This is a genomic window from Nonomuraea roseola, from assembly GCF_039535395.1.
GTDB lineage: Bacteria > Actinomycetota > Actinomycetes > Streptosporangiales > Streptosporangiaceae > Nonomuraea > Nonomuraea roseola.
In genome coordinates this window covers 824,217-848,381 of sequence record NZ_BAAAXC010000012.1, presented here as the reverse complement: position 1 = coordinate 848,381, position 24,165 = coordinate 824,217, and the positions used below count along the sequence as shown (strand labels likewise).

Here is a 24,165-nt window from a genome sequence, read left to right as displayed (position 1 = left end):
CCCAGCGATCACCAAGCACGTGGGGCGTCGGGCGATGGATGTTTCCCCGGCGCCTGAATGGCAGCGATCCGCAAGCCCGGCCTACCGCGCCTACGGCACGTTCGAGACGGTCTCGCAGCGGGCTGCGGCGTCGATCCCTGCCTCCCCATCGCAGTCGTCCGGGATACCGGCGCCGCCGTCGAGGAGGTCGTTGCGGGGGCCCGCCCTGAGCGTGTCGCCGCCGTCGCCGCCGTCGAGGAGGTCGTTGCCGCCTGCCGTGCCGACGCTCCTGGTGACATCGAAGTCGGTGTTGTCGCCGAACAGCGCGTCGTTGCCCCCACGGCCGGAGATCACATCGTGGCCGGCGCTGGTGACGGTGGCATCCACCACGGCGCTGTCGCCAACGAGAAAGTCGTCCGCGCTACCGCCGATGATCCTGTCTCCGCCGGAGCCGGTGGCCCTCCCGCCTGCCGGGTCATTGATGTTGTGGTCCCCGATCGCCGCGAATCCGCCGTCAGTGCCCAAGTCCAGGAGGTCGTTCCCGCCGTTTCCGGTCGCGTTCCGGGCGGCGTTGCTGTCACCGATGAGCAGTTCGCTGCCGGGCCCGCCCAGGAGTAGGTCGTCCCCGGCGCCCGAGGCGTCGCGGGCGGTTGAGCCGGAGTCGCCGACCAGGTGTTCCTCGCCGGTGCCGCCGTCGGCGCCGCCGTCCATGCGGTCGTTCCCGCCACCGGATGCGCTGAGTCCCCGGCTGTCGCCGGTCATGAGGTCATTGCCGTCGCCGCCGAACATCTGGTCGTTGCCGCCACCGGTGGCGGTGCCGTTGGGAGCGAAGCTGTCGCCGTTCATGAGGTCATTGCCGTCGCCGCCGAACAGGCGGTCATTTCCGCCGCCGGAGGCATGTCCCCTCGGGCTGAAGATGTCGCCGTGCAGGCCGTCCTCGCCGGTGCCGCCGTCGATCTTGTCGTTGCCGAGCCCGCCGGCGAGGATGTCGTCTCCGGCCAGGCCGCAGATCAGGTCGTTGCCCTGCCGGCCGTCGATGACGTCCGGGCCGGCGGTTCCGACGATCACATCCCGGGCCGCGGTCCCGTTGGTAGGTGAGTCGGGCGCGGCGATGATCGTGGCCGGCACGCCGAAGCACGTCGGTGGTTGCGTCCTGGCGTCGGCAATCCCGGACGAGGCGATCATCCCCGCCATGAGGACGCCGACGGACCCGGCCGCGGCGATCCGCCTGGCCGGTTTTCTCGGTCCGGTGGTTCCCGCTGCCTTCGGATGGTCAGCGCCGTCTATGTGGTGTTGCGTGAGCGTTGCCGCATTCCCTTTAGTCACATTTAGTAGTCGTATCATCGCTCAACGAATTCGGATTCGCACCACACCGGCGGTCGTGACCAGCCGCAGGGGAACCACTGGAGGAGGCCGCCCAAGGCGAGCGGGCCGAGGTCGATGGCGGCCCAAGTTCAACGAGCTGCTGGCCAACTTTTACTCGACCGCCCTGCACATCACTGACGCGGCCGACGCCATCGCCGCCGACGGCCACCCCGTCGACCTTGATGACCTGGCCACCATCTCGCCCTACATCACCCACGTCATCCGCCGGTTCGGCAACTGGATCCTCAACCTGACCCCGCCGGCCGCCAACCCCACCACCCGACTCGACCTCGAGTCCCAAGTCCTCTTCGCCCATTACCGGCGGCTCGCTCGCCGCTGCGGGTGTTCTTCGGCACCGAAGGGCTGCGGATGACTCAGCAGGCCTACGCCGAGCGGCTCAAGACGTGGGCCGGCTGGGAGGAACTGTCAGCGGCGGCTCACTGACTGCTTGGCCTCCTGACTGTTCGGCCGGACGCCCCTCGGCGTCCGGGCCGCGGTCAGCCACAGGCCGGCGACTACGGCGCAGGCCAGCGTCACGGCACCCGCCGCGAGGAAGGCGCTGTTGAGGCCGGATTCGAAGGAGGCGCCGCCGGACCCCCGCGTGTGGACGATCGCCCCGAGCACCGCCACGCCGAGCACCGCGCCGATCTGCCGGGTGGTGCTGCTGACGCCCGAGGCGAGGCCGCCCTCGTGCGGGCTGACCGCCTGGATGGCGGCCCCGGTCAGCGGCGACATGGTGAGAGCGAACCCGATGCCGACGACCGCCAGCCGCCACCACACGTTCCCGTAGCCGGTATCGGCGTGGACGAAGCCCAGCCCCAGAAGCCCCAGCCCGGCCAGCGCCAGGCCGATGCTGACGACGACGCGGAAGCCGTACCTTGCCGCGAACCGGCCCGCGTACGGGCTGACGATCACCATGGCCAGCGAGACGGGCAGGGTCCGCAGCCCGGCGACCAGGATCGAAGTGCCCTGGACGTAGACGAAGAACTGGGAGAAGAAGAACGACGACCCCATCAGCGCGAACCCGACCACGACCATCGCCGTGTTGGACACCGTGAACAGCCGCTGACGGAACAGCCTGAGCGGCAGCATCGGCCTCGACACACGACCCTCGACCACGACGAACGCGGCCAGGAGCACCAGTCCGGCGGCGAAGCTGCCCAGGATCAGCGGCGAGGTCCAGCCACGGGAACCGCCCTCGATCAGGCCGTAGGTCACAGCGCCCACGCCCGCGACGGACAGGACCGTGCCGGGGACGTCGATCGGCGGCGCGCTCGGGTTGCGGGACTCCCCCAGCACGCGCAGCCCGGCCAGCAGCAGGACCGCCCCGATGGGCACGTTGACCAGGAAGATGGCGGGCCAGCCGAAGGACTCCACCAGGATCCCGCCCGCCAGCGGTCCGGCGGCCAGGCCGATGCCGCTGAACCCGGCCCACAACCCGATCGCTCTGACGCGCTCCCTCGGGGCGGGATACGCGGCGGCGAGCAGCGCCAGCGAGGCGGGGCTCAGCGCCGCGGCCCCGACGCCCTGCAGCACCCGCCCGGCGATCAGCCAGCCGATCGAGGGCGCGAGCGAACACGCCACCGACGCGGCCGTGAACACCACCACCCCGGCCAGGAACACCCGCCTGCGGCCGAACCGGTCGGCGAAGACGCCGCCCGACAGCAGCAGCATGGCCACCAGCAGCACGTAGGCGTCGACGATCCACTGCAGGCCGGTCAGCCCGGTGTGGAGCCGCTGCTGCATGTCGGGCAGGGCGGCGCCGACGATCGTGTTGTCGAGCAGCACCATGAACTGACCTGCGCAGGTCAGGGTGAGCAACCCTTTCACGCACATCCCTCCTAAAAGCAGTTGATGACTGCGTTAATGGGAGACTCTAACGCAAGTCTCGACTGCGTTAAGGTGAGGGTATGGATGAGCAGGGGCGGGCCAGGCGGCCCGGCGGGCGCAGCGCCCGGGTCCGCGCGGCCGTACACCAGGCCGTTACCGACCTGGTCAGCGAGCGCGGCTACGGAAACTTCACCGTCGGCGACATCGCGGCCCGCGCGGGCGTGGCCGACACCAGCCTCTACCGCCGGTGGGGCACCCTCCAAGCCCTGCTCAGCGATGTGCTGCTGACCCGGCTCAACGCGCAGGCGCCGATGCCTGACACCGGCAGCCTGGCCGGCGACCTGCGGACCTACGCCGCCATCGTGGCCCGCGAGGTCACCGGACCCGACGGCCTGGCGGTGGTGCGGCTGACCATCGCGCTGTCAGGCGAGGGTCAGCAGGGCCTTCAGGCGCGCGACGAGCTCCTGGCCGACCGCTCCAGGCAGTTGCAGGCCATGCTCGACCGCGCCCGCGACCGCGGCGAGGACCCGCCCGACGCACTGGAGGTGCTGGACCATCTCCTGGCGCCGATCTACATGCGCGTCCTGTTCGGTGCGGGCCCGCTCACCCCTGACTACCTCGATGGGTTGGTCGACCGGTTGCTCGCCTGATCCAGTCCGTCGCGCTGTGGAACAGCCGCTACCTGTCGACCGCCGTCCCGGTCAGGGACGAGGACGTCGCCCGGCTCAGCCCCCTCGCCACGCCCACCTCGACTGCCTGGGCCGCTACGCCACCGCCGCAGGGCTGGCGACCATTTTCTGCGTTCCGACGGCGACCATGGCGGCGATCGCCGGCAGCATGAAGTCGTACGGACCAAGCGCCGCCACGCCGCCCCGGCCGTGATCACCTGGCTGTTCGAAATCGCGCATGGTCGAGGCTTGCGCCGCTACGCGATCGCTTCCTCGGCCTCAGGCAAGGGCCTACGGCCGCTGGGCGCGACACCGCCGCATGACGGTGCCGCCATCGGTGTTGTGGGTAAGGACGGGCCTGAACCGCCTGCCGGGTGATCACGGTTAGCCGGGTAGGGATCGGCTCGCGCCGCTGTCCTTGTGCGTGCGGTCAGGCGGGGGTGCTGATCATCGTCGTCCGCCGAACTCCCAATCGTGAACTTCGATACCGGCATACCGGTCCTGGGCCAGGACTGTGCGGGCCGTGTCCCGATCCGTCGCCCGAATCAGGGCTGCCGTGCCCAGCCAGGTGACGCCGTCGTCGGACAACAGCGGCCCGTAGGCGATCAAGTCGTTCCGCCGGTCGGACGGTGGAACGAGGTCGGCGGCCTGGCCCGTGCCGAGGCCCAGAACCAGATAGCGGTTGCCGCCTTCGCGGCCGCCGGGAAAGTCCCACATGGTGCGCCCCAGCACGTTGCGCCACCGGCGCAGCATCACGTCCCGGTACACGCCGGCCTGAAAGTTGGGCTCGTCGAAGGCGAACGCCCGCGCGGCGGCCAGGTCCGGCAGGTCGACGATATGCACGCTGCCGGTGGCCGTGTCGCCGTCGAGGGTCGGGCCGCGGGCGATCAGCTGAGCCGCGTAGCGGTCCATGTAGGACCAGTGCTCTTCCACCAGCTTCTCGCGCAGTGCCGCGGAGCCGGGCCGGTCACGGTGGTAACAGAAGAATTGCATGTCGAGCCTATCTATCACGGGTTGCGGCAGGGGCGGGTGTGTAGGGGTCGTCGGCGGGGCCGGTGCGCAGCGGGGTTTCGCGGATCAGCCAGGCGATGGTGAAGGCGGCGACGGACAGTGCGGCGGCGCCGATGAGGATGACGTGCAGGCCTCCGGTGACGGCCAGCCGAACCGCGTCGGCCACCTGGGCGGGCAGGTCCGGCAGCAGGGCGGGGGCGAGGTCGCCCTGCGTGGTCAGTCGACCGGCGGCGGACGGTCCCAGATGGGCGGCCAGGTCGCCGCGTACCTGGGCGGCATACAGCGTGCCCAGCAGGGCGATGCCGAGCGAGCCGCCGATGGTGCGCAGCAGCGTGAGGGTGCCGCTGGCCGCGCCCATGTCGCGCGGGTCGGCGCTGTTCATGGTGATCAGGGTTGTGCTCTGCAGCACCAGGCCCAGTCCTGCTCCGATGGGGAGGGTCAGGGCCGAGGCGAGCGCAACCGGGGTGTCTCCGTCAAGTGGGAACAGTGCCAGCGCGCCGCCGGACATGAGGGCTGCGCCGAGGATCGGGTAGCTGCGGTAGCGGCCGTTCGCGCTGATGAGGCGGCCGGTGAGCAACTGGGCGCCGAGCATGCCGAACATCAGTGGGAGCAGCAGCATGCCGCTGGCCGCCGGGGAGGAGCCCTGCACGAGCTGCAGGTACTGCGGCAGGTAGTTGGTGACGGTGAGCATCACCGCGCCGACCAGGAAGCTCAGGACCTGGGCGAAGGTGAAGTTCCGGTCGGCGAACAGCCGGGGAGGGATGATCGGCTCGGCGGTGCGGTGTTCGACGGCCACGAACGCGGCCAGGGCGAACGCGCCGATCGCGCCGAGCGCCCAGGGCCAGGGGGTGCCGCCCGCCAGCAGGGTCAGGGCCACGATGGCGAGGGTCAGCAGCACGGCTCCGATGTAATCGATGCGCGGCCGGCCCCGTTTCTCGGGTGGCAGGTGGATCCGGGTGGCGATGAGCAGCAGCGCGAGGACGCCGATGGGCAGGTTGACATAGAAGGTCCAGCGCCAGCTGAGTTGGTCGGTGAGCAGCCCGCCCAGCAGCGGCCCGCCGACGTAGGCGACGGGCATGATGGCGCCGATCATCGACTGCAGCCGGCCGCTGTCGCGGGGTGGGACCAGCACGCCGATGATGGCCAGCGCGCCGACCATGAGCCCGCCCGCGCCGAGCCCCTGCACGGCGCGGAAGGCGATGAGCTGCGGCATGGTCTGCGCCAGGCCGCACAGCGCGGATCCGGCCAGGAACAGCGCGATGGAGCAGACGAAGGTGGCCTTGCGGCCGAGCAGGTCGCCGAGCTTGCCCCAGATCGGGGTGGTCGCCGCAGCGGCGAGCATGTAGGCGGTCACCACCCCCGGCAGCTGGTCCAGGCCGGCGAGGTCGCCGGCGATGGTGGGCAGCGCGGTGCCCACGATCAGGCCGTCGAGCATGGCCAGGAACATGCCGGTCAGCAGCCCGAAGACACCCAGGCGTGTCATGGCGCCTCAGACGGTGTAGGGGCGGGCGGTCCTGGCCTCGCGCAGCGCGTGCGCCCACCAGCCGAGCCGGTCCAGCATGACCTTGGCGGCCGCATCGGCAGCCGGGTCGAGAGCCTTGCCGTCGCCGTCGAACTGCGCCCACGGATGCTGCAGGCCGACGCTGTCACGCAGGGTGACGGCGTGCAGCTCAGACAGGACGAGCCTGAGCTGCTCGACCGCGCGCAGCCCGGCGGAGAAGGCGCCGTAGGAAACGAACGCGACGGGCTTGGCCTGCCATTCGACGCCGTGCCAGTCGATGGCGTTCTTCAGCGCGGCCGGGAAGCTGTGGTTGTACTCGGGTGTCACGATGACGAAGGCGTCGGCCGCCGCCAGGCGCGGCGAGACGGCCGCCAGCAGATCCCTGTCCTCTTGAGAGGCCGGTGGCTGGCCGAGCACCGGCAGGACGGTCGGCAGCGGGGTCTCGGCCAAGTCGATCAGGTCGGCGCTCATGTCGTCGCGCTGATGGAGGTGGTCCAGCAGCCAGTCCGCCACGGCGGGGCCGAAGCGTCCCTCACGGATGCTGCCGAGAATGACGGCGATCTTGAGCACTTGTCTTCCTTTGCGTACACTGTATTGAGCGAAATACAACGTACACATGAGTGTGTACGTTGTCTACTGCCGGTACGTTGTATCGGCAGGCGAGGAGAAGGGGACAACGGCATGGCCACCGACAAGAGCGCACCGCTGTGGGAGCGACTGGAACGGCCCGCACCGGCCCCCCGCCAGACGTTGTCTCCGCCGCGCATCGCCATTGCCGCCGTCGCGGTCGCCGACGCCGAAGGCCTGGAGGCCATCACCATGCGCCGCCTGGCCACAGAACTGGGCGTCGCTCCCATGGCGCCCTACCGCTACGTGTCAGGCAAGGACGACCTGCTGGAACTCATGGTCGACCATGTCTACGCAGACATGCGCCTGCCCGGCGGTCTCGGCTGGCGGGAGAGCCTGCACGCCCTGGCCGTCAGCACCCGCGAGCTGATGCTGGAGCACCGGTGGCTGGCTCAGCTCCCGCCGCAAGCCAAGCTCGCCCTGACGCCCAGCCGAATGGCCGTGGCCGAGCAGTCCCTGATGGCGCTCGACGGCCTTGGCCTGGACCCCGACATGATGATGGGCGTCTTCCGTGGCGTGGACGCCTACGTGCAGGGCGCCATGAGTTACGACAGCGCCGTCGATGAGTTCATGAGCGAGCAGAGCTTGTCCAGCGGCGACGAACTGCGCACCGAGCTCGCCCCCCTCATGGCCTGGCACATGCGCACCGGCCATTACCCCGCCTACGAGCACTACCTGCGCACCGCCACCCGCAAGGACGACAGGCAATGGCAGTTCGACCTCGGCCTCAACTGCCTCCTCGATGGCATCGCCGCCCGCCTGAAGATTTGAGGATGCCCGCATCGAGGCTCGATCAGACAGCGAACAACCCGTGGCGTGAGTGAGACCGGACAGACGAGTCGTCGCCATACGGCGATCCACGATGCAGGCGGAGCTCTTCGCCGGGGCACGGCGCCCATCCGCGCTCGGCCGTGTTCCGGTGACACCCGTCGTCCACGCCCGCACGAGCCCGTCCCCACACCCGGGTGACGTCCCTCCCCCGTTCGGACGGCGGTTCCCGTCGCCCGAGCGGCCCCAGGATTCCCCCGTCCGCCCGGTCCTCCCATCCCTGGGCGAGGCCATGGTTCCCGCCGCCCGTCGGGGCCATGGGTTCCTCCGCCCAGGCGAAGTCATAGCCTCTCGCGCCCGCCCAGGCGGGGCCGTGGTTCTCCTCGCCCAGACGAGACCTCGGTGGGTCCAGGGTCCTCACCGTTCAGGAAGCTTTCCCTGGTCCAGCGGTTCTTCCGGGTCGTAGTTGGGGGGCGGCGGCGGGCGGGGAGAGGTTTGGGGGCTGGGCGGGAGGGGAAGCGGGGGTGCGGCGTCATATCCTGGAGTGGCCCTTGCCCGCCAACCCAAACGGTGATCTTCATGTTCGAGGTCTTCTCGGCCCTCGCGCCGCCCGCGCTCGTGGCCACCGCCTTCCTGCTCGGCGTACGCGCCCTGCTCAAGCATGAGAAGGCCGCCAAGGCCGAGGAGCGCCGCCAGGCCCTCGCCGAGCGGCGGGCCGCCGCGGGACAGTAGGGCTCAGGCGACCTCCTCCTTCGCCTCCAGCCCCGCCAGGAGGTTGAAGGCGCCCGTCATCAGGTTGAGCGTGACCAGGCCGACGATCTCCGCGATCACCCGGTCGCTCCACCCGAGGGCCCGCAGCTCCGCGACGTCCGCGTCGCTGATCGAGGCGGGCTCGGCCAACACCCGGACGGCCACCGCGATCAGCGCCGCCTCTCTGGCGTCGGTCGAGACGCCCTGCCTGGCCAGCGCGATGTCGGCCTCGCTCAGGCCCGCCGTACGCGCGGCCTGGGTGTGCGCCGCCATGCACAGACCGCATCCGATCCACTCCTGCAGCGCCAGCGACACCTTCTCGCTGAGCGGGCGCGGCATCTTGACCCGCTTCATGGCGTGCGAGAAGTCAAGGTAGCCCTGGAGCAGGGCGGGTGAGTGGGCCATCGTCGAGACCATCTCCCCCGCGCTCCATGACGCTCGACGATGCCGCCGAGCAGCTCTCTCGACTTCTCGGGGGCCTGCTCGGGCTCCAGCCGGTCCAGACGTCTCATGTCTCCTCCTCGGATCAGTCGCCGTAAACCATACCCCCCTATGGTTTATTCCAGCTCTTGCCCTTCCGTGCGGGATGCACGACGATCTTGCTGTGGACCAGACGCTCCGGATGCCGCGCCCCGTCGACATCGGCCGCCTGCTCGTGACGATCCAGGCGGCGTTCGCCGCCGTCGGCGCGGTGTTCATGGGTGCGGTGACCGCGGGTGGGGGCGGCGCGCCACCGGTGGCGTGGGCGCTGGTCGCTCTGATGCTGGCGGCGGGGGTCTCCGGCTGGCTGCTGGCCGACAGAGTGGCCACCCGACGGCGACGCGTCCTCGTCCTGCTCGCCGCATGGGAGGCCGCGCTGTTCGCCGCGGGGGTGGTCACCGCACTCGATGAGTCCGACTTCGACCTTTTCAGCCTGATCAGCCCGAACCTCGTCGGGCCCGTCGTGGTGGCCGGCCTTCTGCTGGTTCCCTCGTCGGCGAGGGCCTGGTTCGACCGCTGACCCGGCGGCTCGTCCTCAGCCCGCCGCGATCACCTCGATCTCGACCAGCCACTCGCTGACCAGCGTCTGGGCCACGAGCGCGGTCGTGGGCACCGGACGTCCGCCGAGCGCGGCCACCCTCGCCTTGGCGTTGGCGTCGGCGTAGGAGGGGTCGCGGAGGTAGCTGGTGAGCCGCACGATGTTGTCGACGGTCATGCCGGCCGAGGCGAGGATGGCCCTGATGTTCGACCAGATCAGCTGCAACTGGTCGTCGAGCGTCGCTCCTGGGACGCCCTGCGCGTCGAGTCCCATGGTTCCGGCGACGAACAGCAACCGCTGCGCACCCCTGACCTCGAGGGCGTGGACGTAGTCGTCGGTGGCGGGGTAGACGCCCTCACTCGGATTGCGCGTCAAAATCTCCATATCGCCGCAATCTATCCCGGCAGGGGAGGAACGCGCGGCCCCTTTTCCCTGGCCCGAGCCCCTACCGCACACCGCGCTGACCTGGGATTCTTCCATGGGCGGCCCACTGTTCGCCCGCCGCCACCCAACACGGGCCAACCGCCCAGCACGGGGTCCGCCGCCCAACGCGGGATCGTCGATGTCAGAGGGGTGCCGGCCAAAGCGATGCCGGTCGGGCAGGGCTGCCGGTCGGATGAGGGCGCCGGTCGGACAGGGGGCTGCCGGTCGGACGAGGGTGGCCAGACAGACGAGGGTGCCGGTCGGACGAGGGTGCCGGTCGGGCGGGGGTGAGCGGCTCGGGGCGGTGGGGCGTTTTGGTGTCAGTGATCAACCGGAGACGCCTACAAATCCTGACTTATCCCGCTAAGGTGCATGGGGTTGATCTCTCCCGCCTCAGGAGTCACCCCTCATGCCGCAAGCCGCACCACTGCGTGAAGGTGATCCCGCCGCGATAGGCGCCTACCTGATCGTCGGCAGGCTCGGGGAGGGCGGCCAGGGCGTCGTGTATCTCGGCCGGGCCCCCGACGGCAGGCCCGTGGCCGTCAAGGTCCTGCGGGACGGCGTCGCCGCCGACGACCGCTTCGCCAAGGAGATCGCCGCCGCGCGCAGGGTCGAGCCGTTCTGCGTCGCCCAGGTGCTCGACGCGTCGCTGAGCGGCAGGCCGTACATCGTCACCGAGTACATCGAGGGCCCCACCCTGCAGCAGGCCGGACGCCACGGCGGGGCCGAGCTCCAGCGGCTGGCCGTGGCCACGGCGACCGCGCTGGCGGCGATCCACCAGGCGGGGGTCGTCCACAGGGACTTCAAGCCTGCGAACGTGCTGCTGGGCCCCGGCGGCCCGCGCGTCATCGACTTCGGCATCGCCCGCGCCACGGACGCGGGCGCCACGGTCACGAGCAGCATCGTCGGCACGCCCGCCTACATGGCTCCGGAGCAGCTGGCGGGCGCGCAGGTCGGTCCCCCGACGGACGTGTTCGCGTGGGCGTCGGTGATGGTCTGGGCCGGCACGGGCGCGCCGCCGTTCGGCGAGGACACGCTGCCCGCGATCATCAACCGCATCCTGAACAACGAGCCCCAGATGGGCGACCTGCCGCATCCGCTGCGCTCGATCGTCTACGACTGCCTGGCCAAGGATCCCGCCCGCAGGCCCGCCATGCAGGACGTGCTGCTGCGTCTGCTCGGCGGAGAGGGGCAGTCCACGACGCCCGCGCGCGGCGGCAGAACCGTCCGCGTCAGGCGGCGCCGCGCCGTCGTCCCGGTGGCCGCGGGCGTCGCCGTGGTGATGTCCGCGGCGCTGGTGGCCGCGGTCGTCTGGCGGACCCCCTCACCGGACGGCTCCGGCTCCCCCGCGCTCGCCGCCGTCGCCACTCCCTCCGAGTCGCCGGCCGCTAGCACGGCCGTCACGTCCAAGCGGGGCACCCCTCGCCCGAAGCGGACGCCCAAGGCCTCGCCGTCCAGCAGGACCACCCGCTCGCCCAGGCCCACGCCCTCGGACACGCCGACCACGCGCACCCCCACGCCGAGCCCGTCCCCCACGGCCACGCGCCCTACGCGGAAGCCCGTCCCCCGCGTCGACCTCGACATCCAGCCCATCCAGCTGTCCGGAGGCCCTGGCCAGGTCGAGGCGGAGGGCTGCTACATGCCGCCCGTGCACTTCCAGACCACGGTGGCGTCGAGCAGGAAGGGGATATGGATCTCCTACCGGTGGCTCGTGGACGGCATGACGAAGCGCAGCGGGAAAAGCTGGGTCCCAGAGGACGACTACACCGCGTTCGTGACCGCTGACCAGTACATGCTGAAGGCAGGCCCGCACACCGTCACCCTGCGGGTGACCTCGCCTGTCACCGTCACCAGGAGCATCTCGATCGACGTCTGCTCCGTGGACTACTGATGACGCCCTCCTTCATCGGCCCCTACCGGGTCGTCAGGCCGCTCGGCGAGGGCGGCCAGGGTGTGGTCTACCTCGCCACCGCGCCCGACGGACGTCCCGTGGCGGTCAAGACGCTCCGTGAGGGTTTCGTGGGCGACGACCGCTTCGCCAAGGAGATCGCCGCCGCGCGCAGGGTGGAACCGTTCTGCATCGCCCAGGTGCTCGACGCGTCGCTGAGCGGCAGGCCGTACATCGTCACGGAGTACGTCGAGGGCCCCTCCCTGCAGGAGGCAGGGCGCCACCTCGGCGCCGACCTGCAGCGGCTGGCGATCAGCACCGCCACCGCGCTCGCCGCCATCCACCGGGCGGGCGTGGTGCACAGGGACTTCAAGCCCGCCAACGTCCTGCTCGGCAGGGACGGCCCCCGCGTCATCGACTTCGGCATCGCCCGCGCGACGGGCTCTGCCCTCACGGTCACGAGCAGCATCGTCGGCACGCCGTCCTACATGGCCCCCGAGCAGGTGGCGGGCGAGGAAGTGGGGCCAGCGGCGGACGTGTTCGCCTGGGCGGGGGTGATGGTGTTCGCCGCCACGGGCACGCCGCCCTTCGGGAGGGGGTCGCTGCCCGAGGTGATCAGAAGGGTCCAGTACGGCGAGCCGCTGCTGGATCAGGTGCCCGACGCGCTGCGCCCGATCGTGGCCTGCTGCCTCGACAAGGACCCCGCCCGCCGTCCGACCATGCAGGACGTGCTCTTCCAGCTCATCGGCGCCCAGCCGCCCGCGCGCAGCGCGCCTGCCGGGCGGCGCCACAGGCCCGCGCTCGTGGCGGGGGCGGCCGCGCTGGCCGTGACCTGTCTCGCCGGCGCCACCTGGGGAGCGGCCGCGCTCTGGGGCGGCTCCGGCACGTACTCGTCCGCTCCCACGAACACCGCTTCCACCGGCGCCGCCGCCCTGCCCGCGACGGGAAAGTCCCCCGCGGCCACGGGGAAGCGCACGACGCCTCGGCCCGGCACGAGCAGAACCAGCGCGAAGCCCCGCTCCACTCCCACCGTGTCGCGCACCTCCGAGCCCACCGTGCGCCCTACCTCGCGGCCCACGTCGTCCCCCACCTCGCGTCCCACGGGCAGCCGTTCCGCCGAGCCGTCCCAGGCCACCGGTGGCGTGAGCTCGGTGAGTCTGCGCCCCGAGGGCATCAGGATGAGCGGCTGCTGGCGCTACGACCTGAACATCTACGCCGATGTGAAGGCCTCGGGCAGGTTCGGCTACCGGTGGCTGGTCAACGGGGAGAACAGAGGCAGGCACGAGGCCGCCCCGGGGGACAAGGTGGTGCTCCCCTCCATCACCTGGAAGGAGGCGGGCTCGTATCGCGTCGTCTTCGAGGTGTTCACCCCCTCGAGCGTACGGCGGAGCGTCACGGTCGAGATCTGCGACTTCGACGAGGGCTGGTAGGCGGCGCGCACATATCGGGGCAATAGGCCGAACCGGTGGCCGCGCCCCGCATCAGGCGCGATCCTGCACCCCATGGACGACGACACGCCACAGAGCGTGACGCGCGAGCAGACCGGCCCCGACAAGCAGCCTCCGGCACCGGCGCCGCGCGAGCCCCGGCAGGAGACGGCGCGCCGCCGGGCCCTCGCGGCCTACGAGGAACTGCGTCGCCGGGGGCCTTCCTGAAGTGTTTCGCTTGACTCTACGTAGTCATGCGATTACTAATCGGAGGGTCAATCTCCCAGCGAAAGGACCCACCCCATCATGCGCACCGCTCTCGGGACTCTCACGGCCGCAGGTCTCGTCCTCGCATCGAGCCTGCTCGCCCTCCCCGGCCAGGCCGTCGCCTCCACTGCGGCGATTCCCGCGGGCAACGCCCCGTCCTGCGTCACGGTCTGGGAGCACACCGGCCGCATCACCAAGACCGGTTACGCCAGGAACGACTGTCCCCACACGCTGAACCTCAAGATCGTATGGGCACGAGGCACCGACGGGCCCTGCAGCACCGTACGGCCAGGGCAGAGCATCAGCACGCAGGTGCCCCGTGGCGTCCGCTCGTTCGACGGCGCGAACCTCTGCTGACCTGACGCCGCCGCTCCGCTCTCCTGTCGAAGGGCCTCCTGTCGAAGGGCCTCCTGCCGGAACGTCTCCCGCAGGAGGCCCTTCTGCTGGAGGGCCTCCTGCTGAAGGGTTTTCTGCGGGAGGGTCTTCTGCCGGATGGCGGGGCCTGCGCGTCGGCTGTCAGCGCGTCAGCCACCACAGCGCCACCACGACGGCGGCGAAGACCAGGGCGACGCCGTAGCCGAGAAGTGCCCTGCCGACGCGGCGGAAGAGGTAGCCGGGCCGGTGACGGTCGACGGTCAAGGTGGGTGTTCCTCCCTGGTGGCCCGCCACTCGGGTCGGCGCGATGAGCCCCAAAGTAGAGGCGTTACCGCAGCGCCGCAAGCGCTCTGATCACGACTTGGGACATTCGCCTCGGCAGCAGCGGTACGGCGGGGTGGAATGGGTCATGGGCCTTCTCCCTGCTCCCCCAAGCCGCCCGCCCGTCCGCCCGAGCTGCGATCGCCACGCGCGATGTGGTGGTGGGTGCTCCCCGCCGCGCTGCTGATCGGCGCGGTCGCCTGGGCCACTACCGAGTGGCTGCTGCAGAGCGCGCCGAAGCGGATGCCGTGTTGCTCGGACGGCCGGATCTTGGACGTTCGGCGACCCGTCGCCCTGGAACCGGACCGACGACATCTGGACCAGGCGTCATTGACACCGAGTCTTCGTCGAGCAAGCGTGTTCCGTATGCGGAACAACTCACGCTTCGCCCAGGTGCGGTCGTTCGACATCGACCGGGTCGCCGCGGCCGCCGGGTCCGACCCCGACGTCCTGCGGATGGAGAACCTCGACACCGACGTGCCGCCGCCGCCCGCCGCCGTGGAGGCGACCGTCCAGGCGCTGACCACCGGGCAGGGCAACAGCTGGCTGCCGTTCAGCGGACTGCCTGTGCTGCGCGAGGCGATCGCCGCCGACCTGCGCCTGCGGACAGGCCTCGACTTCGACCCTGTCCGGCAGATCGTCGTCACCTCCGGCGGCACCTCGGCGGTCATGCCGGTGCTGCTCGCCACCACCGAGCCGGGCGAGCGCGTGGTGCTCACCGACCCCACGTACGCCGGTCTCTTCCAGCGCGTACGGCTGGCGGGCGCGCAGCCGTCCCTGGTGCCTCTCCGGGTCCGCGACGGATTGTGGCGGCTCGACAGGGACTCGCTGCTACGGGTGTCCGACGCGGCGGCGCTGCTCTTGATGAGCCCGTCGATGCCGTCGGGCGTCGTCCTCGACCAGGAGGACTGGGCGGCGGTCGCCCAGGTCTGCGAGCGGACCGGCGCGTACCTGATCTACGACGCGGCCATGGAGCGCATCGTCTTCGACGGGCACCCGCGCATCAACCCGTGCCGGGTCGACGGGCTGGCCGAGCGGACCATCGTGATCGGGTCGATGTCCAAGGAGTACCGGATGATCGGCTGGCGGATCGGCTGGGTGGCCGGGCCGCCGGACATCATGGCCCGCGTCATCGTGGCGGTCACCTACAACACGACGGTCTCCAGCGGGTTCGCGCAGCTCGGCGCCGCCGCGGCGCTCGCCGGTCCGAGTGGCGTCGAGGAGGCGGTGGCCGAGTACCAGCTCCGCCACCACACCGTCATCAGAGAGCTGGACGGGCTGCCGGTGGTGCGGGCGGCGGGCGGCTGGTCGTGCCTGGTGGACGCGGAGGCTCTGGGGCTGGCCGCGCCGGAGCTGTCGGCGCGGCTGCTGGCGCGTGGGCGCATCGCCGCCACCCCGATGACCGCCTGGGGCGAGGCCGTGGCGGGCCGGTACGTCCGGCTGGTCTACAGCAACGAGCCGGTCAAGCGGCTGACCGAACTCCGCGACCGCTTCACCGCCGCCCTCGCCTGACGGTCGCCCTCGAACGAGGGTCACCCGTCGCCTGGCCTCATCCATCGGCGCGGCCGAGGCCCCGCAGACGATCAAGCTGGTGGACGCCACCGACGTTTCTCACCGGAAGAACGCTCCGCCTCAGCACTCCCCTGCGGCCTGGCACAGCCGGAGGGCCATCGCCCGGGCGTCGGCCAGCGGCTTCGTGAAGTCGTGCTTGCCGATCTTGCCGTACGCCGTGAACTCGCTGTACACGAGCACGGCGCTGCCCTTCCTGACCACCACGGCCCGCTCGGCTCCGCCGAGGCTGTGCTTCGAGACGTTCTGGGCGCTGAAGGTGAAGGCCTCGTCACCCAGCTTCCCGGCCGACGCCGTCTTGACGGCCAGCCGCTTCGTGGCGCACGACGCGGCGCCGGCCCTCAACCCCCTCATGACCTGCTGCGCCGCCGCGGGGCTGGGCATGATGACCACCTGCTCGGCATAGCGGTAGTCGCTGTCGCCGCTGGCGTTGACCGTACGGGAGTCCTCGGCCTTCTGCACGCTCGGCCGCTTCGCCGGGCAGTCGGTCAGCAGGGCGAGGGGCTGGGCCTTGTCGGAGACCTCCCAGCTCATGTACTTGTCCTGGGCCTTCTTGTGCTCGTACTTCAGAAAACCCTTGGGGACCTCGCGCGGGGCGGCCGCGAAGGCGGGGGCGGTGGCGCCGAAGACGAGTACGGCACCGGCGACACCGGAGAGGACCAGCTTGATCATGGGGGGAATACCGCTTTCTTGATCAGTGAGTGTGCGACATCCCCTTTGATGCGATCAAGAAGCCAGAGGTTCGCGTCAGATGCGGCGGATTTCGTCAGGAGGAGTCCTCTCGCCGGCCCTCCTCGGTTCCGAAGCCGTCGAGCGACTCGCGCTCCTCGAGGCTGCGCAGTTCCTGGAACACCGAGATGTGCAGGCCGGCGGGCGCGTCGAACCTCGCGTTCAGCGACTGCCACGGCGTGACCGTGGGCGGCGCGACCTCCTCGGCGCCGGCCGAGAGCAGCCGGTCGGTGGCGGCCCGGGCGTCGTCGACCTCGAACGCGACCCGGATCCTGGGGGCCACCTGGCGGCCCACCTCGACATCGTCGATCATCCTCTTCTGCGCGGGATTCGCGATCTCGAGCGTGGCCCGCCCAGCGTCGAGGATCGCCACGTGCGCGCCGTCTCCACCGGAGAAGGCGGCCTGCTCCGGCAGGCCCAGGGCGTCCCGGTAGAAGGCGAGGGCGGCCTCGTAGTCCTCCGCCTCGACCACCAGCCGGAGCTGCCGGACGGCCGGCGGCTTCCCGTTCTCGGCGTCCTGGGAAAGGGTCATGGGATCTTCTCCTCAGCGTGAGTGATCGGCAGGACGAGCTCCTGTCACAACGGGACCGGCCTGCCGGTTATGCCGTCCGATCGGCCGCGGCCTCAGGCCGGCAGCCACGCGTCATCCTGCACGCGGCCGAACTGCACGTCGGCGAAGTGGTTGCCGAAGCCGAGCGTGTCCGGACCGGCCAGTTCGGCGATCAGGCGGCGGCGCGCCTCGGTGGACTCGGCGACATCGTGGTCAGGGGCGGCGTGCAGCTCGGGATGCCCGATCTGTACCGGCGAGTGCAGCGCGTCGCCGAAGGCGATGAGCCGCTGCCCGCCTGAGCTGAGCACGTAGGTGGTGTGCCCGACGGTGTGCCCGGCGGCGATCCGCACGTGGACGCCGGGGAAGATCTCCTCGCCGTCGGTGACCGTCCGGACCTGGGGCGCCATGATGTCGAGGATCTCCTGGCCGGTGCCCTCCGCGATGGCGAGGTCGGGGCGTGCCCATTCGGCCTCGGCGATGTGGATCCGCGCGCCGGCGAAGGGGAGCCGGTCGGCAGTGGGCTGCCAGAGCCAGCCGAGGTGGTCGACGTGCAGGTGGGTGACGGCCACCGCCTCGATCTCCTGCGGGGTACGGCCGAGCGCGGCGAGGTTGTCGAGGAGCGCCCCACCCTGGATTGCGCCATGCGCGTTGCCGGGCTGGGCGGGGCTCGACAGCGGGCCGAACCCGGCGTCGATCAGCATCGCCCGCTCGCCGTACTCGACCAGCAGACCGCCGATGCTGGCGATCAGGTTGCCCGCGTCGTCGAGGTATTCGGGATGCTCGGCCCAGAACTCGTCGGTCGTGGCCGGCAGCCAGGAGCGGCCGGGCAGCTGCACGTGCCCGTCGGGCACGTAGCTGACCGTGAGCCGGCCGAGCTGGATCGTGCGGATACCGGCCGGGCGGGTCAGGCGGTGGTCGATGGTGGTGCTGGTCATGGCTGTCCTCATCGCGGTGGTCGAGTTCTGCGGACAGAAACTTATAGCTAGAAAGGTTCAAGCTGCAAGTATTAAAGCTAGATGCATATTGGTAGGGTGAAGGCATGAGCGAGCTCAGTGAGCTGGAACGGCGCGCGGTCGCCGAGCGCAACCTGTGCGGGCTGGTGAGCGGGCTGGCTCGGCAGATCGAGGAGCAGGTCAGGCAGCGGGCCACCGCGCTCGGCCTGACCGGACCTCAGGCCGTTGCGCTGCGCGAGCTGACCGGGCCGATGACCATGAGGGACCTCGCGGAGCGGATGAGCTGCGAGCCGTCCAACGCGACGTTCATCGTCGACAAGCTGGAGAAGCGGGGGCTGGTCGAGCGGCACGCCCACCCGCAGGACCGGCGGGCCAAGCATCTGGTGCTCACGGCGGAGGGGGTGGAGCTGCGGGGACGCCTGCTCGAGCTCCTGACCGCGCGCTCGCCCTTGGCGGGGCTGTCGCCGCAGGAGCAGGACAGCCTGCGCGACCTGCTCCTGCGCGCCGCCTCAGACCCCGCCCCAGACCCCGCCTCGGCCGCCGACGAGCGCTGACGGGGTGCGTCGGCGCTCAGCGGGTGGTGTAGCCGCCGTTGACGAAGAAAGTCTGGCCGTTGGCCCGCCAGCCGTCGGTGAGCAGGAACCGCACCCACGGCACGATGTCCTCGATCTGGGTGAGCTCGCCGTTCATCGCCGGCGACTTGTGGTCGGCGATGGAGTCGTCCCCGGGTCCTCCAGCTTCGGCGAGCCCGTCCTCTGGACGGCCCTGTTCCGCCGCGACACCCGCCGCGTACGGCGCGCTCAGAAGATCAGGTTGAGGACGAGCGTCAGCAGCACCGACAGCAGGATCGACACGACGATCATCGTCAGGCAGCCCATCCCGCCGCCGAGCGGTCGTACCTCCCAGTTCCCGAAGCGCATGGGGGATGGCTACCCGTTCTGGCGAACCGATATCTCCAGTCCGGACCCACCTCCCCAAGGACGCCCGCTCGGCGTTCCCGCCCGCCCCCGGCGGCGGGATCGGCCAGAACCTCGAGTCAGAGAAGCCTCCCCGCGCATGCCGGTTGCCGCCGCCGGTGTTGAAGCTCTCCGTCGAAACGTGTCCGGGCGGCCCCGGAGACTGCGCGGAGAGTCGCGGGTCACGCCGTCGTGACGCTGCTGGAGCAGGCGCGCCTGGCCCAGGCCACGATCGCCACCGGCACGAGGTGGGCCAGCGGGATCAGCGACGTCACCGGGTCGAACACGACGAGCTGGGTCACGACCGCGCCCGTCAGCAGGGTTGTCAGACCGAGCGCCGCCGGACCCGCCAGTCGCGGGGTCAGGATCCCGATCGCCCCGGCGAGCTCGACGCAGGCGATGACGTACATGAACCAGCGGCCGAACCTGATCTCGTCGAACGACCTCACGGCGTCGGCCTGCGCCGCGAACTTGGTGCCCGCGGCCATCAGGAACGCGAGTGCCACGAGGATCCGCAGCGCCCGGACCACGTGGTCGGCCCTTCGGCCGGTGACGGTGAGAGTGGGCATCTTCCTGCTCCTGTCTCTTCGGTGCCTTCACCCAGACGTCGGAGCCGTCCTCCCTGTCACGACATCACCGGCGGGTCATGGCTTCCACTCTTCTCGGAAGTCGTCGTGATCGTCGTACGGCATGGCGAGCAGGCGAACGATCCCGAATGCCGTCGCCGTGTCGGCGTTGCGCTCGTCCTGGGGAAGGTACTCGGCATCGGCGACGAAACTCTCCAGCTCGTCGAGGATGCGCCGCTTGGCCTCCACCTCGCGCAGCTCGCGGCCGGGGCCGCGACAAGTGGGGTGCCCGGCCTGCGCGGCCCGCTCGTCCTCGTCGAGCCTCTCCCTCAGGAACGCGATCAGCTCATCCATCCATGCTCCCCCGCGCGTCGGTCTGTCGCCGCGCTCCCAGCCTGCGGGAACGCGCGCGCTCCAGAGCCACTTTCGCAGGCCTGGCCCGAGATGGAGCCCAGCATCGCCGACTCTCCGGCAAGGCGGCTCGCGCCCGGCCGCGCGGCGTCCACGTCGAGCGGGTCCGATCAACGCGCGAAGCGGCCCTCATGCGGACGAGAGGTCCCGCTCGCCACGTCACAGGATCACCCGATCCGGCGATCGTTCACGGTCACCGCAACTACTGGAGGCAGTCCTGACTGTTCGACACGAGGATGACGGCGAGAACCCCGTTCTTGGTGACGTTGAAAACGTAGGACGCCTTGGGGTTGCCCGGCACCTTGGCGGTGAACCCGAGCGGACCGTTCTTGACGTCGGGGTAGGCGGCCTTCAGTTGCGCGCTGCTGGAGTTCCTGCCGATGCCCTGAGGCGTCCGGACGCGGCCGGGCGCCACGATCACGGCCAGTCCGCGCTTCTTCGAGATGAAGACCCCGGCCCGGTCATTGCCGTAGCGCTGCTCTTTGAGGTCCCACGTCGTGCAGGCGGCAGGGGCGCCGATGGACTTCCGGACGATCTTTCCGGTCGCTCTCGCCTTGGCGGCGGTCATGCCGAGTTTGAGGGTGCCGTACCCCGTCGGGCCTAATGTCAGCTTCTGCTCGCCAGGGACGGAGGGGAGGCGGCCAGCATGAGCCCTCCGGCGAGCGCCGCCGCCAGTGCCGTACGGCCGATGCGCCTGGTCTGCTTTTTCATGATCGCAGACCATATACCCTGCCCCGAAGTTGTTGGGAGAACTCTCTGGGCTGCCCTTCACCGACGCCTCCCGCCTCCCCGCTCGGCGTCACCGAACCAGTTCGCCATCCGTCGCTGCGACGATCTGGACGCCCTCGAAGATGGATCGCGCGATGCCGGCTGTGGAGCGAACGAGGGTGTTGATGCAGGCGGCGGCGGGAAGACCCTGCACAACAGAACGTCTCTGCGGCGGACGGGAAGTCGTCCTCGTCGGCGGGGACGAGTCCGTGCGTGGGCGGTATGGGTCGAGGAAGCAGCCGACCGGTACGCCGCCTCATTCTGACGCATCACGACGTGAGGAGACCCCAACGAAATCGTGAGCTGACACCAACCAGGAGAGAGCACCATGAGCACCACAAACGTCAACGGCAACGACATGAAGCTCGAGGTCGTCGTCATTCCCGTCTCCGACGTCGACCGCGCGAAGGAGTTCTACGCCAAACTCGGATGGAGACTCGACGCCGACTTCGCGAGCGGCGACGACTTCCGCGTGATGCAGTTCACGCCGCCCGGCTCCGGGTGCTCGGTCATCTTCGGCAAGAACGTCACCGCCGCGAAACCCGGCTCTGCCCATGGCCTGTACTTGATCGTGTCCGACATCGGGGCGGCCCGTGACGAGCTCGTCAGTCGCGGCGTCGAAGTGAGTGAGGTGTTCCACAGCGACGGCGAATACGCCGGCACGGACGATCCCTACCTGTTCGGGCGGCGCCGGGTCAGCGGTCCGGACCCCGAGCACGGCACCTACCGCTCCTACGCCTCCTTCCGTGATCCGGACGGCAACGGCTGGCTGTTCCAGGAGGTCACGACGCGGCTGGCTGGTCGAGTCGACCCGAGAACGACGACGTTCGCGTCGGCGAACGACCTCGCGAGCGCCCTTCGACGTGCCGAGGCCGCGCACGGCAAGCACGAGGCCCGGACCGGTCAAAGAGACGAGAACTGGCCGGACTGGTACGCCGCGTACATGGTGGCGGAGCAGACGGGGAGCGAACTCCCGTCGTGATTCCACCGCGCCTTTTCGTCCTTGTTGAGCACGGCGGCCAGCGGTACATCCCTTCGTCTGCAGCGACACCCGGCGACTCCCAAGTCGTTCTTGACACTCTCGCGCCGCCCGCATGCGGGCGGCGCGGCGCCTCGCTCAGATAGTCACCTGGAAGATCAAAAAGGCCGCTTCCCGGAACGGGAAGCGGCCTTTGAGCTGGTGGGCGATACTGGGATCGAACCAGTGACCTCTTCGGTGTGAAGGAAAGCCGGGAAGTCTGAGAATGTCGGTCCGAGTCGATCGGGGGCCTCTCACCTTGCAGAACACTCCGGGGAGAACGCGGGAAGTCTGAGGGAGCCGCAGGGCGGTGGCTCCCAAAATGGCTCCCGTAGCCCCTCTATTCGCGGACTTCCTTCTTGCCCGTTCCGGGAGCAGGGCCGAAGCGTTCTCATGTTGTGAAACCGAGTAGCTGAAGGCCGTCGGCGGGGTGGCTGCGGTAGTGATCGGTGGTGGCGGCAATGTTGGTCCAGCCGATCAGGGCCAGGCCGATGGCCAGGTTGCGGAGACCGGCCATGATCCGGGGTGCGGCGCCGGTCCGGACGCGGGAGGCGTCCTCGCGCTAGGTGACGTCGCGGACGTGGTGCAGGGCTTCGATGCTCCAGTGACCGCGGATCAGCGAGGCGAGCTGGGCGTGGGTGATCCGGCCGGGTGGGAGGCTGGTGACGGCGTAGATGGTGACGATGGTGGTCTTGCCGGTGCGGTGGTCGGTGCGGCGGCGTTTGACCTGGATCGCCTGGGCGGCGTGCGGGAAGGGCAGCCCGGGGCGGACGGTGCAGATTTTCATGCGGCGGATCTCGCGGCGGCCGTGCCCTTGCTCGTCGGTGCGGTCGTTGAGGATCGTCTGGCGCCGGGGCAGGGCCTTGAGCCGGCTTAGGAGCGTGGGCTGGTTGCCCTTGACGATGAACAGGTAGTGACCTTTCGCCTCGACGATTTGCCGGGCGTGGGGGTGCTGAGTGTGCAGGGCGTCGGCGGTGACTACCACGCTCGACAGATTCATCCCGGACAGCAGGGGCGTGAACGCGGGGATCTCATTGCTCTTGGCCTCGACCTGCCGCTGCGCCACGACGATCTGGGTGTCGTGGCGGGCGGCGGCCAGCAGGTGAGTCACGCCTTCACTGGTGCGGCTGCCGCGCAGGGTCTTGCCGTCCACGGCCACGCCGGCGAGCTCGGTCCGGGCTGAGGGCCGGCAGTCTGTGATGGCGGGTGGGGCGCAGTCAGCGAGCGCGGCCAGATAGGTGCAGGTCGCGGTGTCGAAGGCGTCGCCGTCCAAGCCGGGCGAGCAGCCGGCCCAGGGTGCTGGCGGCCAGCCGTAGCGTGCCGGGTAGGCCGGCTAGGGCTCGCAGGTCTGGGTCGTATCCGGCGATTAATCGGGTGATCTTCGTGAGAGAGGTTGCTCCGCCGAGTACGGCGAGCAGGGATAACGCCAGCAGCGGGCCGAGCCGGTAGCGGCGCCCCCGGCGGCTGCGCGGGTCGGGGACGGCGTCCAGGACTTCGGCCAGGGTTGGCAGATCGAGCGGATCGGTCAGCAGGTCGGCGACGGTGACGTGCTCCAGGTGGCGGGCGAGCACGTCGATCGGGGATGATGGCACGCGAACGCTGCCCCTGTTCTTGATCGACTGGCGTAGACACCCAACGATCATGAGGGGTCGCGTTTGTCATCTGCAGCCCGGGGGTGCCCTCAGCCACCCGGCCGTCTCAGGCCCTTGTGCGTCCCACCAACCGAGAACGCTTCAGCCCTGCACCTGGCTCAGGGCAACTGCCCCTGCGCCCTGGCCTGTGCCCGATCTGAGATGGGCTGACACGGGCATCGCGTCTCGGGGGCAAGGAGTCTGTCCGACTGACTCCTTGCCAAAGCTAGGGCTATCTCGGGGGGGACACATCTTGCCCAGGTGCACGGTGACGGATGTAATGGTTTTGGGTGGGGCCCTGGGGCTTTCCGCATCGCGGTAACCATGGTGGGGGTGGACGTGATGGATCCGTGCGAGCTTTACGAGAATTGGGACCAGATGGCCGAGACGTCGGAGATACTGGACGGGCTTCAAGATCTGGCCAATGAGATCGTCGGGGCCTGGGGCCTTGAGGGCGTGACGGTCGTTATTGACGAGGTTCCGGGAAATAGTTTTGGCGAATACGATCCAAATACAAATGTGATCACTATCGATCCGGATCACCTTTCCGAAGCAGACGAAGCCTTTGACACAGTGTTCCATGAGGCAATTCACGCCGTGCACGACCAATGGGGATTTTCAGCTGAGGAAGTGGAGGCCCTCCATGAATTTACCGCCGCGGACGCCGCACATCTCGCTAAAGAACTAGTAGAGGATTGCAAGTCAACGGATCCTGTCGAATCGGCTCCACCGGACATCCCGGACATTCCGGGAGGATTTGGACTTGAGGGGGAGGCCGAATGAGCAGCAGTCGAAT

The 24,165-nt window shown here is 69.9% G+C and carries 31 protein-coding genes; 13 read left to right on the top strand and 18 right to left on the bottom strand.

Features of this window, described 5'->3' with window-relative positions; all coding sequences use genetic code 11:
- Positions 1-90: 90 nt before the first annotated feature.
- Positions 91-1,173: a calcium-binding protein gene (locus ABFX55_RS16130; RefSeq protein ID WP_346121803.1), complete on the bottom strand. Its 1,083-nt coding sequence runs from the start codon at positions 1,171-1,173 to the stop codon at positions 91-93.
- Between ABFX55_RS16130 and ABFX55_RS16125 the strand changes: the two genes are divergently transcribed.
- Positions 1,172-1,717, top strand: a complete 546-nt coding sequence (locus ABFX55_RS16125; RefSeq protein ID WP_346121801.1) for a hypothetical protein — start codon at positions 1,172-1,174, stop codon at positions 1,715-1,717. The two genes, ABFX55_RS16130 and ABFX55_RS16125, sit on opposite strands and share 2 nt — an antisense overlap.
- A gap of 53 nt (positions 1,718-1,770) precedes the next feature.
- On the opposite strand, the gene ABFX55_RS16120 is transcribed toward ABFX55_RS16125, so the two are convergent.
- Entirely contained in the window at positions 1,771-3,174 is a 1,404-nt protein-coding gene (locus ABFX55_RS16120; RefSeq protein WP_346121799.1) for an MFS transporter, read from the bottom strand.
- An 80-nt stretch (positions 3,175-3,254) separates the two neighbouring features.
- Here ABFX55_RS16120 and ABFX55_RS16115 point away from each other — a divergent pair, with 80 nt between their 5' ends.
- Positions 3,255-3,824 carry a TetR/AcrR family transcriptional regulator gene (locus tag ABFX55_RS16115; RefSeq protein WP_346121797.1) on the top strand — a complete coding sequence of 190 codons (570 nt, stop codon included), beginning with the start codon at positions 3,255-3,257 and terminating at the stop codon, positions 3,822-3,824.
- Positions 3,825-3,938: 114 nt separating this feature from the next.
- Here the strand turns inward: ABFX55_RS16115 and ABFX55_RS16110 are convergent, their stop codons facing one another.
- The 4 genes from ABFX55_RS16110 to ABFX55_RS16095 form a co-directional block, all read right to left on the bottom strand.
- On the bottom strand, positions 3,939-4,082 hold the full coding sequence (locus ABFX55_RS16110; RefSeq protein ID WP_346121795.1) for a hypothetical protein: 144 nt from the start codon (positions 4,080-4,082) through the stop codon (positions 3,939-3,941).
- A 207-nt stretch (positions 4,083-4,289) separates the two neighbouring features.
- The gene (locus ABFX55_RS16105) at positions 4,290-4,835 is read right to left on the bottom strand and encodes a YciI family protein (protein WP_346121793.1); all 546 of its coding nucleotides are present in this window, start codon (positions 4,833-4,835) and stop codon (positions 4,290-4,292) included.
- 7 nt (positions 4,836-4,842) lie between these two features.
- Entirely contained in the window at positions 4,843-6,336 is a 1,494-nt protein-coding gene (locus ABFX55_RS16100; RefSeq protein WP_346121791.1) for an MDR family MFS transporter, read from the bottom strand.
- A 6-nt stretch (positions 6,337-6,342) separates the two neighbouring features.
- A complete protein-coding gene (locus ABFX55_RS16095; RefSeq protein WP_346121789.1) occupies positions 6,343-6,924 on the bottom strand; it encodes an NADPH-dependent FMN reductase in 582 nt (193 codons plus the stop codon).
- Positions 6,925-7,035: 111 nt separating this feature from the next.
- Here ABFX55_RS16095 and ABFX55_RS16090 point away from each other — a divergent pair, with 111 nt between their 5' ends.
- Positions 7,036-7,752: a TetR/AcrR family transcriptional regulator C-terminal domain-containing protein gene (locus ABFX55_RS16090; protein ID WP_346121787.1), complete on the top strand. Its 717-nt coding sequence runs from the start codon at positions 7,036-7,038 to the stop codon at positions 7,750-7,752.
- 576 nt (positions 7,753-8,328) lie between these two features.
- A complete protein-coding gene (locus tag ABFX55_RS16085; protein ID WP_346121785.1) occupies positions 8,329-8,481 on the top strand; it encodes a hypothetical protein in 153 nt (50 codons plus the stop codon).
- Between the two features lie 3 nt (positions 8,482-8,484).
- Here ABFX55_RS16085 and ABFX55_RS16080 read toward each other — a convergent pair whose 3' ends face one another.
- The gene (locus tag ABFX55_RS16080; RefSeq protein ID WP_346121784.1) at positions 8,485-8,916 is read right to left on the bottom strand and encodes a carboxymuconolactone decarboxylase family protein; all 432 of its coding nucleotides are present in this window, start codon (positions 8,914-8,916) and stop codon (positions 8,485-8,487) included.
- 187 nt (positions 8,917-9,103) lie between these two features.
- On the opposite strand from ABFX55_RS16080, the gene ABFX55_RS16075 reads away from it, so the two are divergent.
- The gene (locus ABFX55_RS16075) at positions 9,104-9,499 is read left to right on the top strand and encodes a hypothetical protein (RefSeq protein WP_346121782.1); all 396 of its coding nucleotides are present in this window, start codon (positions 9,104-9,106) and stop codon (positions 9,497-9,499) included.
- Between the two features lie 15 nt (positions 9,500-9,514).
- Here ABFX55_RS16075 and ABFX55_RS16070 read toward each other — a convergent pair whose 3' ends face one another.
- The gene (locus tag ABFX55_RS16070) at positions 9,515-9,901 is read right to left on the bottom strand and encodes a RidA family protein (RefSeq protein ID WP_346121780.1); all 387 of its coding nucleotides are present in this window, start codon (positions 9,899-9,901) and stop codon (positions 9,515-9,517) included.
- A 448-nt stretch (positions 9,902-10,349) separates the two neighbouring features.
- On the opposite strand from ABFX55_RS16070, the gene ABFX55_RS16065 reads away from it, so the two are divergent.
- From ABFX55_RS16065 to ABFX55_RS16050, 4 genes are all read left to right on the top strand, one after another.
- Positions 10,350-11,831, top strand: a complete 1,482-nt coding sequence (locus ABFX55_RS16065; protein WP_346121778.1) for a serine/threonine protein kinase — start codon at positions 10,350-10,352, stop codon at positions 11,829-11,831.
- Positions 11,831-13,258, top strand: coding sequence for a serine/threonine protein kinase (locus ABFX55_RS16060; RefSeq protein WP_346121776.1), 1,428 nt, complete (start codon positions 11,831-11,833; stop codon positions 13,256-13,258). The genes ABFX55_RS16065 and ABFX55_RS16060 overlap by 1 nt, the downstream gene beginning before the upstream one ends.
- Before the next feature lie 72 nt (positions 13,259-13,330).
- Positions 13,331-13,483, top strand: a complete 153-nt coding sequence (locus ABFX55_RS16055; RefSeq protein ID WP_346121774.1) for a hypothetical protein — start codon at positions 13,331-13,333, stop codon at positions 13,481-13,483.
- Positions 13,484-13,561: 78 nt separating this feature from the next.
- A complete protein-coding gene (locus ABFX55_RS16050; protein ID WP_346121772.1) occupies positions 13,562-13,879 on the top strand; it encodes a hypothetical protein in 318 nt (105 codons plus the stop codon).
- Positions 13,880-14,038: 159 nt separating this feature from the next.
- Here ABFX55_RS16050 and ABFX55_RS16045 read toward each other — a convergent pair whose 3' ends face one another.
- Positions 14,039-14,161 (bottom strand): hypothetical protein, encoded by a 123-nt coding sequence (locus ABFX55_RS16045; protein ID WP_346121770.1) that lies wholly within the window; start codon positions 14,159-14,161, stop codon positions 14,039-14,041.
- A gap of 423 nt (positions 14,162-14,584) precedes the next feature.
- On the opposite strand from ABFX55_RS16045, the gene ABFX55_RS16040 reads away from it, so the two are divergent.
- Positions 14,585-15,730: a pyridoxal phosphate-dependent aminotransferase gene (locus ABFX55_RS16040; RefSeq protein ID WP_346121768.1), complete on the top strand. Its 1,146-nt coding sequence runs from the start codon at positions 14,585-14,587 to the stop codon at positions 15,728-15,730.
- A gap of 120 nt (positions 15,731-15,850) precedes the next feature.
- On the opposite strand, the gene ABFX55_RS16035 is transcribed toward ABFX55_RS16040, so the two are convergent.
- From ABFX55_RS16035 to ABFX55_RS16025, 3 genes are all read right to left on the bottom strand, one after another.
- On the bottom strand, positions 15,851-16,459 hold the full coding sequence (locus ABFX55_RS16035; protein WP_346121767.1) for a hypothetical protein: 609 nt from the start codon (positions 16,457-16,459) through the stop codon (positions 15,851-15,853).
- 94 nt (positions 16,460-16,553) lie between these two features.
- Complete coding sequence (locus ABFX55_RS16030) at positions 16,554-17,048, bottom strand: VOC family protein (RefSeq protein WP_346121765.1); 495 nt, start codon at positions 17,046-17,048, stop codon at positions 16,554-16,556.
- Between the two features lie 92 nt (positions 17,049-17,140).
- Positions 17,141-18,001, bottom strand: coding sequence for an MBL fold metallo-hydrolase (locus tag ABFX55_RS16025; RefSeq protein ID WP_346121763.1), 861 nt, complete (start codon positions 17,999-18,001; stop codon positions 17,141-17,143).
- A gap of 104 nt (positions 18,002-18,105) precedes the next feature.
- Here ABFX55_RS16025 and ABFX55_RS16020 point away from each other — a divergent pair, with 104 nt between their 5' ends.
- Positions 18,106-18,573: a MarR family winged helix-turn-helix transcriptional regulator gene (locus ABFX55_RS16020; protein WP_346121761.1), complete on the top strand. Its 468-nt coding sequence runs from the start codon at positions 18,106-18,108 to the stop codon at positions 18,571-18,573.
- Positions 18,574-19,157: 584 nt separating this feature from the next.
- Here the strand turns inward: ABFX55_RS16020 and ABFX55_RS16015 are convergent.
- The 3 genes from ABFX55_RS16015 to ABFX55_RS16005 all read right to left on the bottom strand — a co-directional run bounded on the left by ABFX55_RS16015 (position 19,158) and on the right by ABFX55_RS16005 (position 20,520).
- The gene (locus ABFX55_RS16015; RefSeq protein ID WP_346121759.1) at positions 19,158-19,544 is read right to left on the bottom strand and encodes a DoxX family protein; all 387 of its coding nucleotides are present in this window, start codon (positions 19,542-19,544) and stop codon (positions 19,158-19,160) included.
- 75 nt (positions 19,545-19,619) lie between these two features.
- Positions 19,620-19,895 (bottom strand): DUF6221 family protein, encoded by a 276-nt coding sequence (locus ABFX55_RS16010; protein WP_346121757.1) that lies wholly within the window; start codon positions 19,893-19,895, stop codon positions 19,620-19,622.
- 259 nt (positions 19,896-20,154) lie between these two features.
- Positions 20,155-20,520: a hypothetical protein gene (locus ABFX55_RS16005; RefSeq protein WP_346121755.1), complete on the bottom strand. Its 366-nt coding sequence runs from the start codon at positions 20,518-20,520 to the stop codon at positions 20,155-20,157.
- Between the two features lie 558 nt (positions 20,521-21,078).
- Here ABFX55_RS16005 and ABFX55_RS16000 point away from each other — a divergent pair.
- On the top strand, positions 21,079-21,702 hold the full coding sequence (locus ABFX55_RS16000; protein ID WP_346121753.1) for a VOC family protein: 624 nt from the start codon (positions 21,079-21,081) through the stop codon (positions 21,700-21,702).
- 427 nt (positions 21,703-22,129) lie between these two features.
- Here the strand turns inward: ABFX55_RS16000 and ABFX55_RS15995 are convergent, their stop codons facing one another.
- The 3 genes from ABFX55_RS15995 to ABFX55_RS15985 are packed head-to-tail and all read right to left on the bottom strand — an operon-like array spanning position 22,130 to position 23,330.
- Positions 22,130-22,255 (bottom strand): hypothetical protein, encoded by a 126-nt coding sequence (locus ABFX55_RS15995; protein ID WP_346121744.1) that lies wholly within the window; start codon positions 22,253-22,255, stop codon positions 22,130-22,132.
- Between the two features lie 45 nt (positions 22,256-22,300).
- Complete coding sequence (locus tag ABFX55_RS15990) at positions 22,301-23,011, bottom strand: ISAs1 family transposase (RefSeq protein WP_346121746.1); 711 nt, start codon at positions 23,009-23,011, stop codon at positions 22,301-22,303.
- Positions 22,956-23,330, bottom strand: coding sequence for a transposase family protein (locus ABFX55_RS15985; RefSeq protein ID WP_346121747.1), 375 nt, complete (start codon positions 23,328-23,330; stop codon positions 22,956-22,958). The genes ABFX55_RS15990 and ABFX55_RS15985 overlap by 56 nt, the downstream gene beginning before the upstream one ends.
- A 372-nt stretch (positions 23,331-23,702) precedes the next feature.
- Here ABFX55_RS15985 and ABFX55_RS15980 point away from each other — a divergent pair, with 372 nt between their 5' ends.
- Complete coding sequence (locus ABFX55_RS15980) at positions 23,703-24,152, top strand: hypothetical protein (protein ID WP_346121751.1); 450 nt, start codon at positions 23,703-23,705, stop codon at positions 24,150-24,152.
- Positions 24,153-24,165 lie beyond the last annotated feature (13 nt).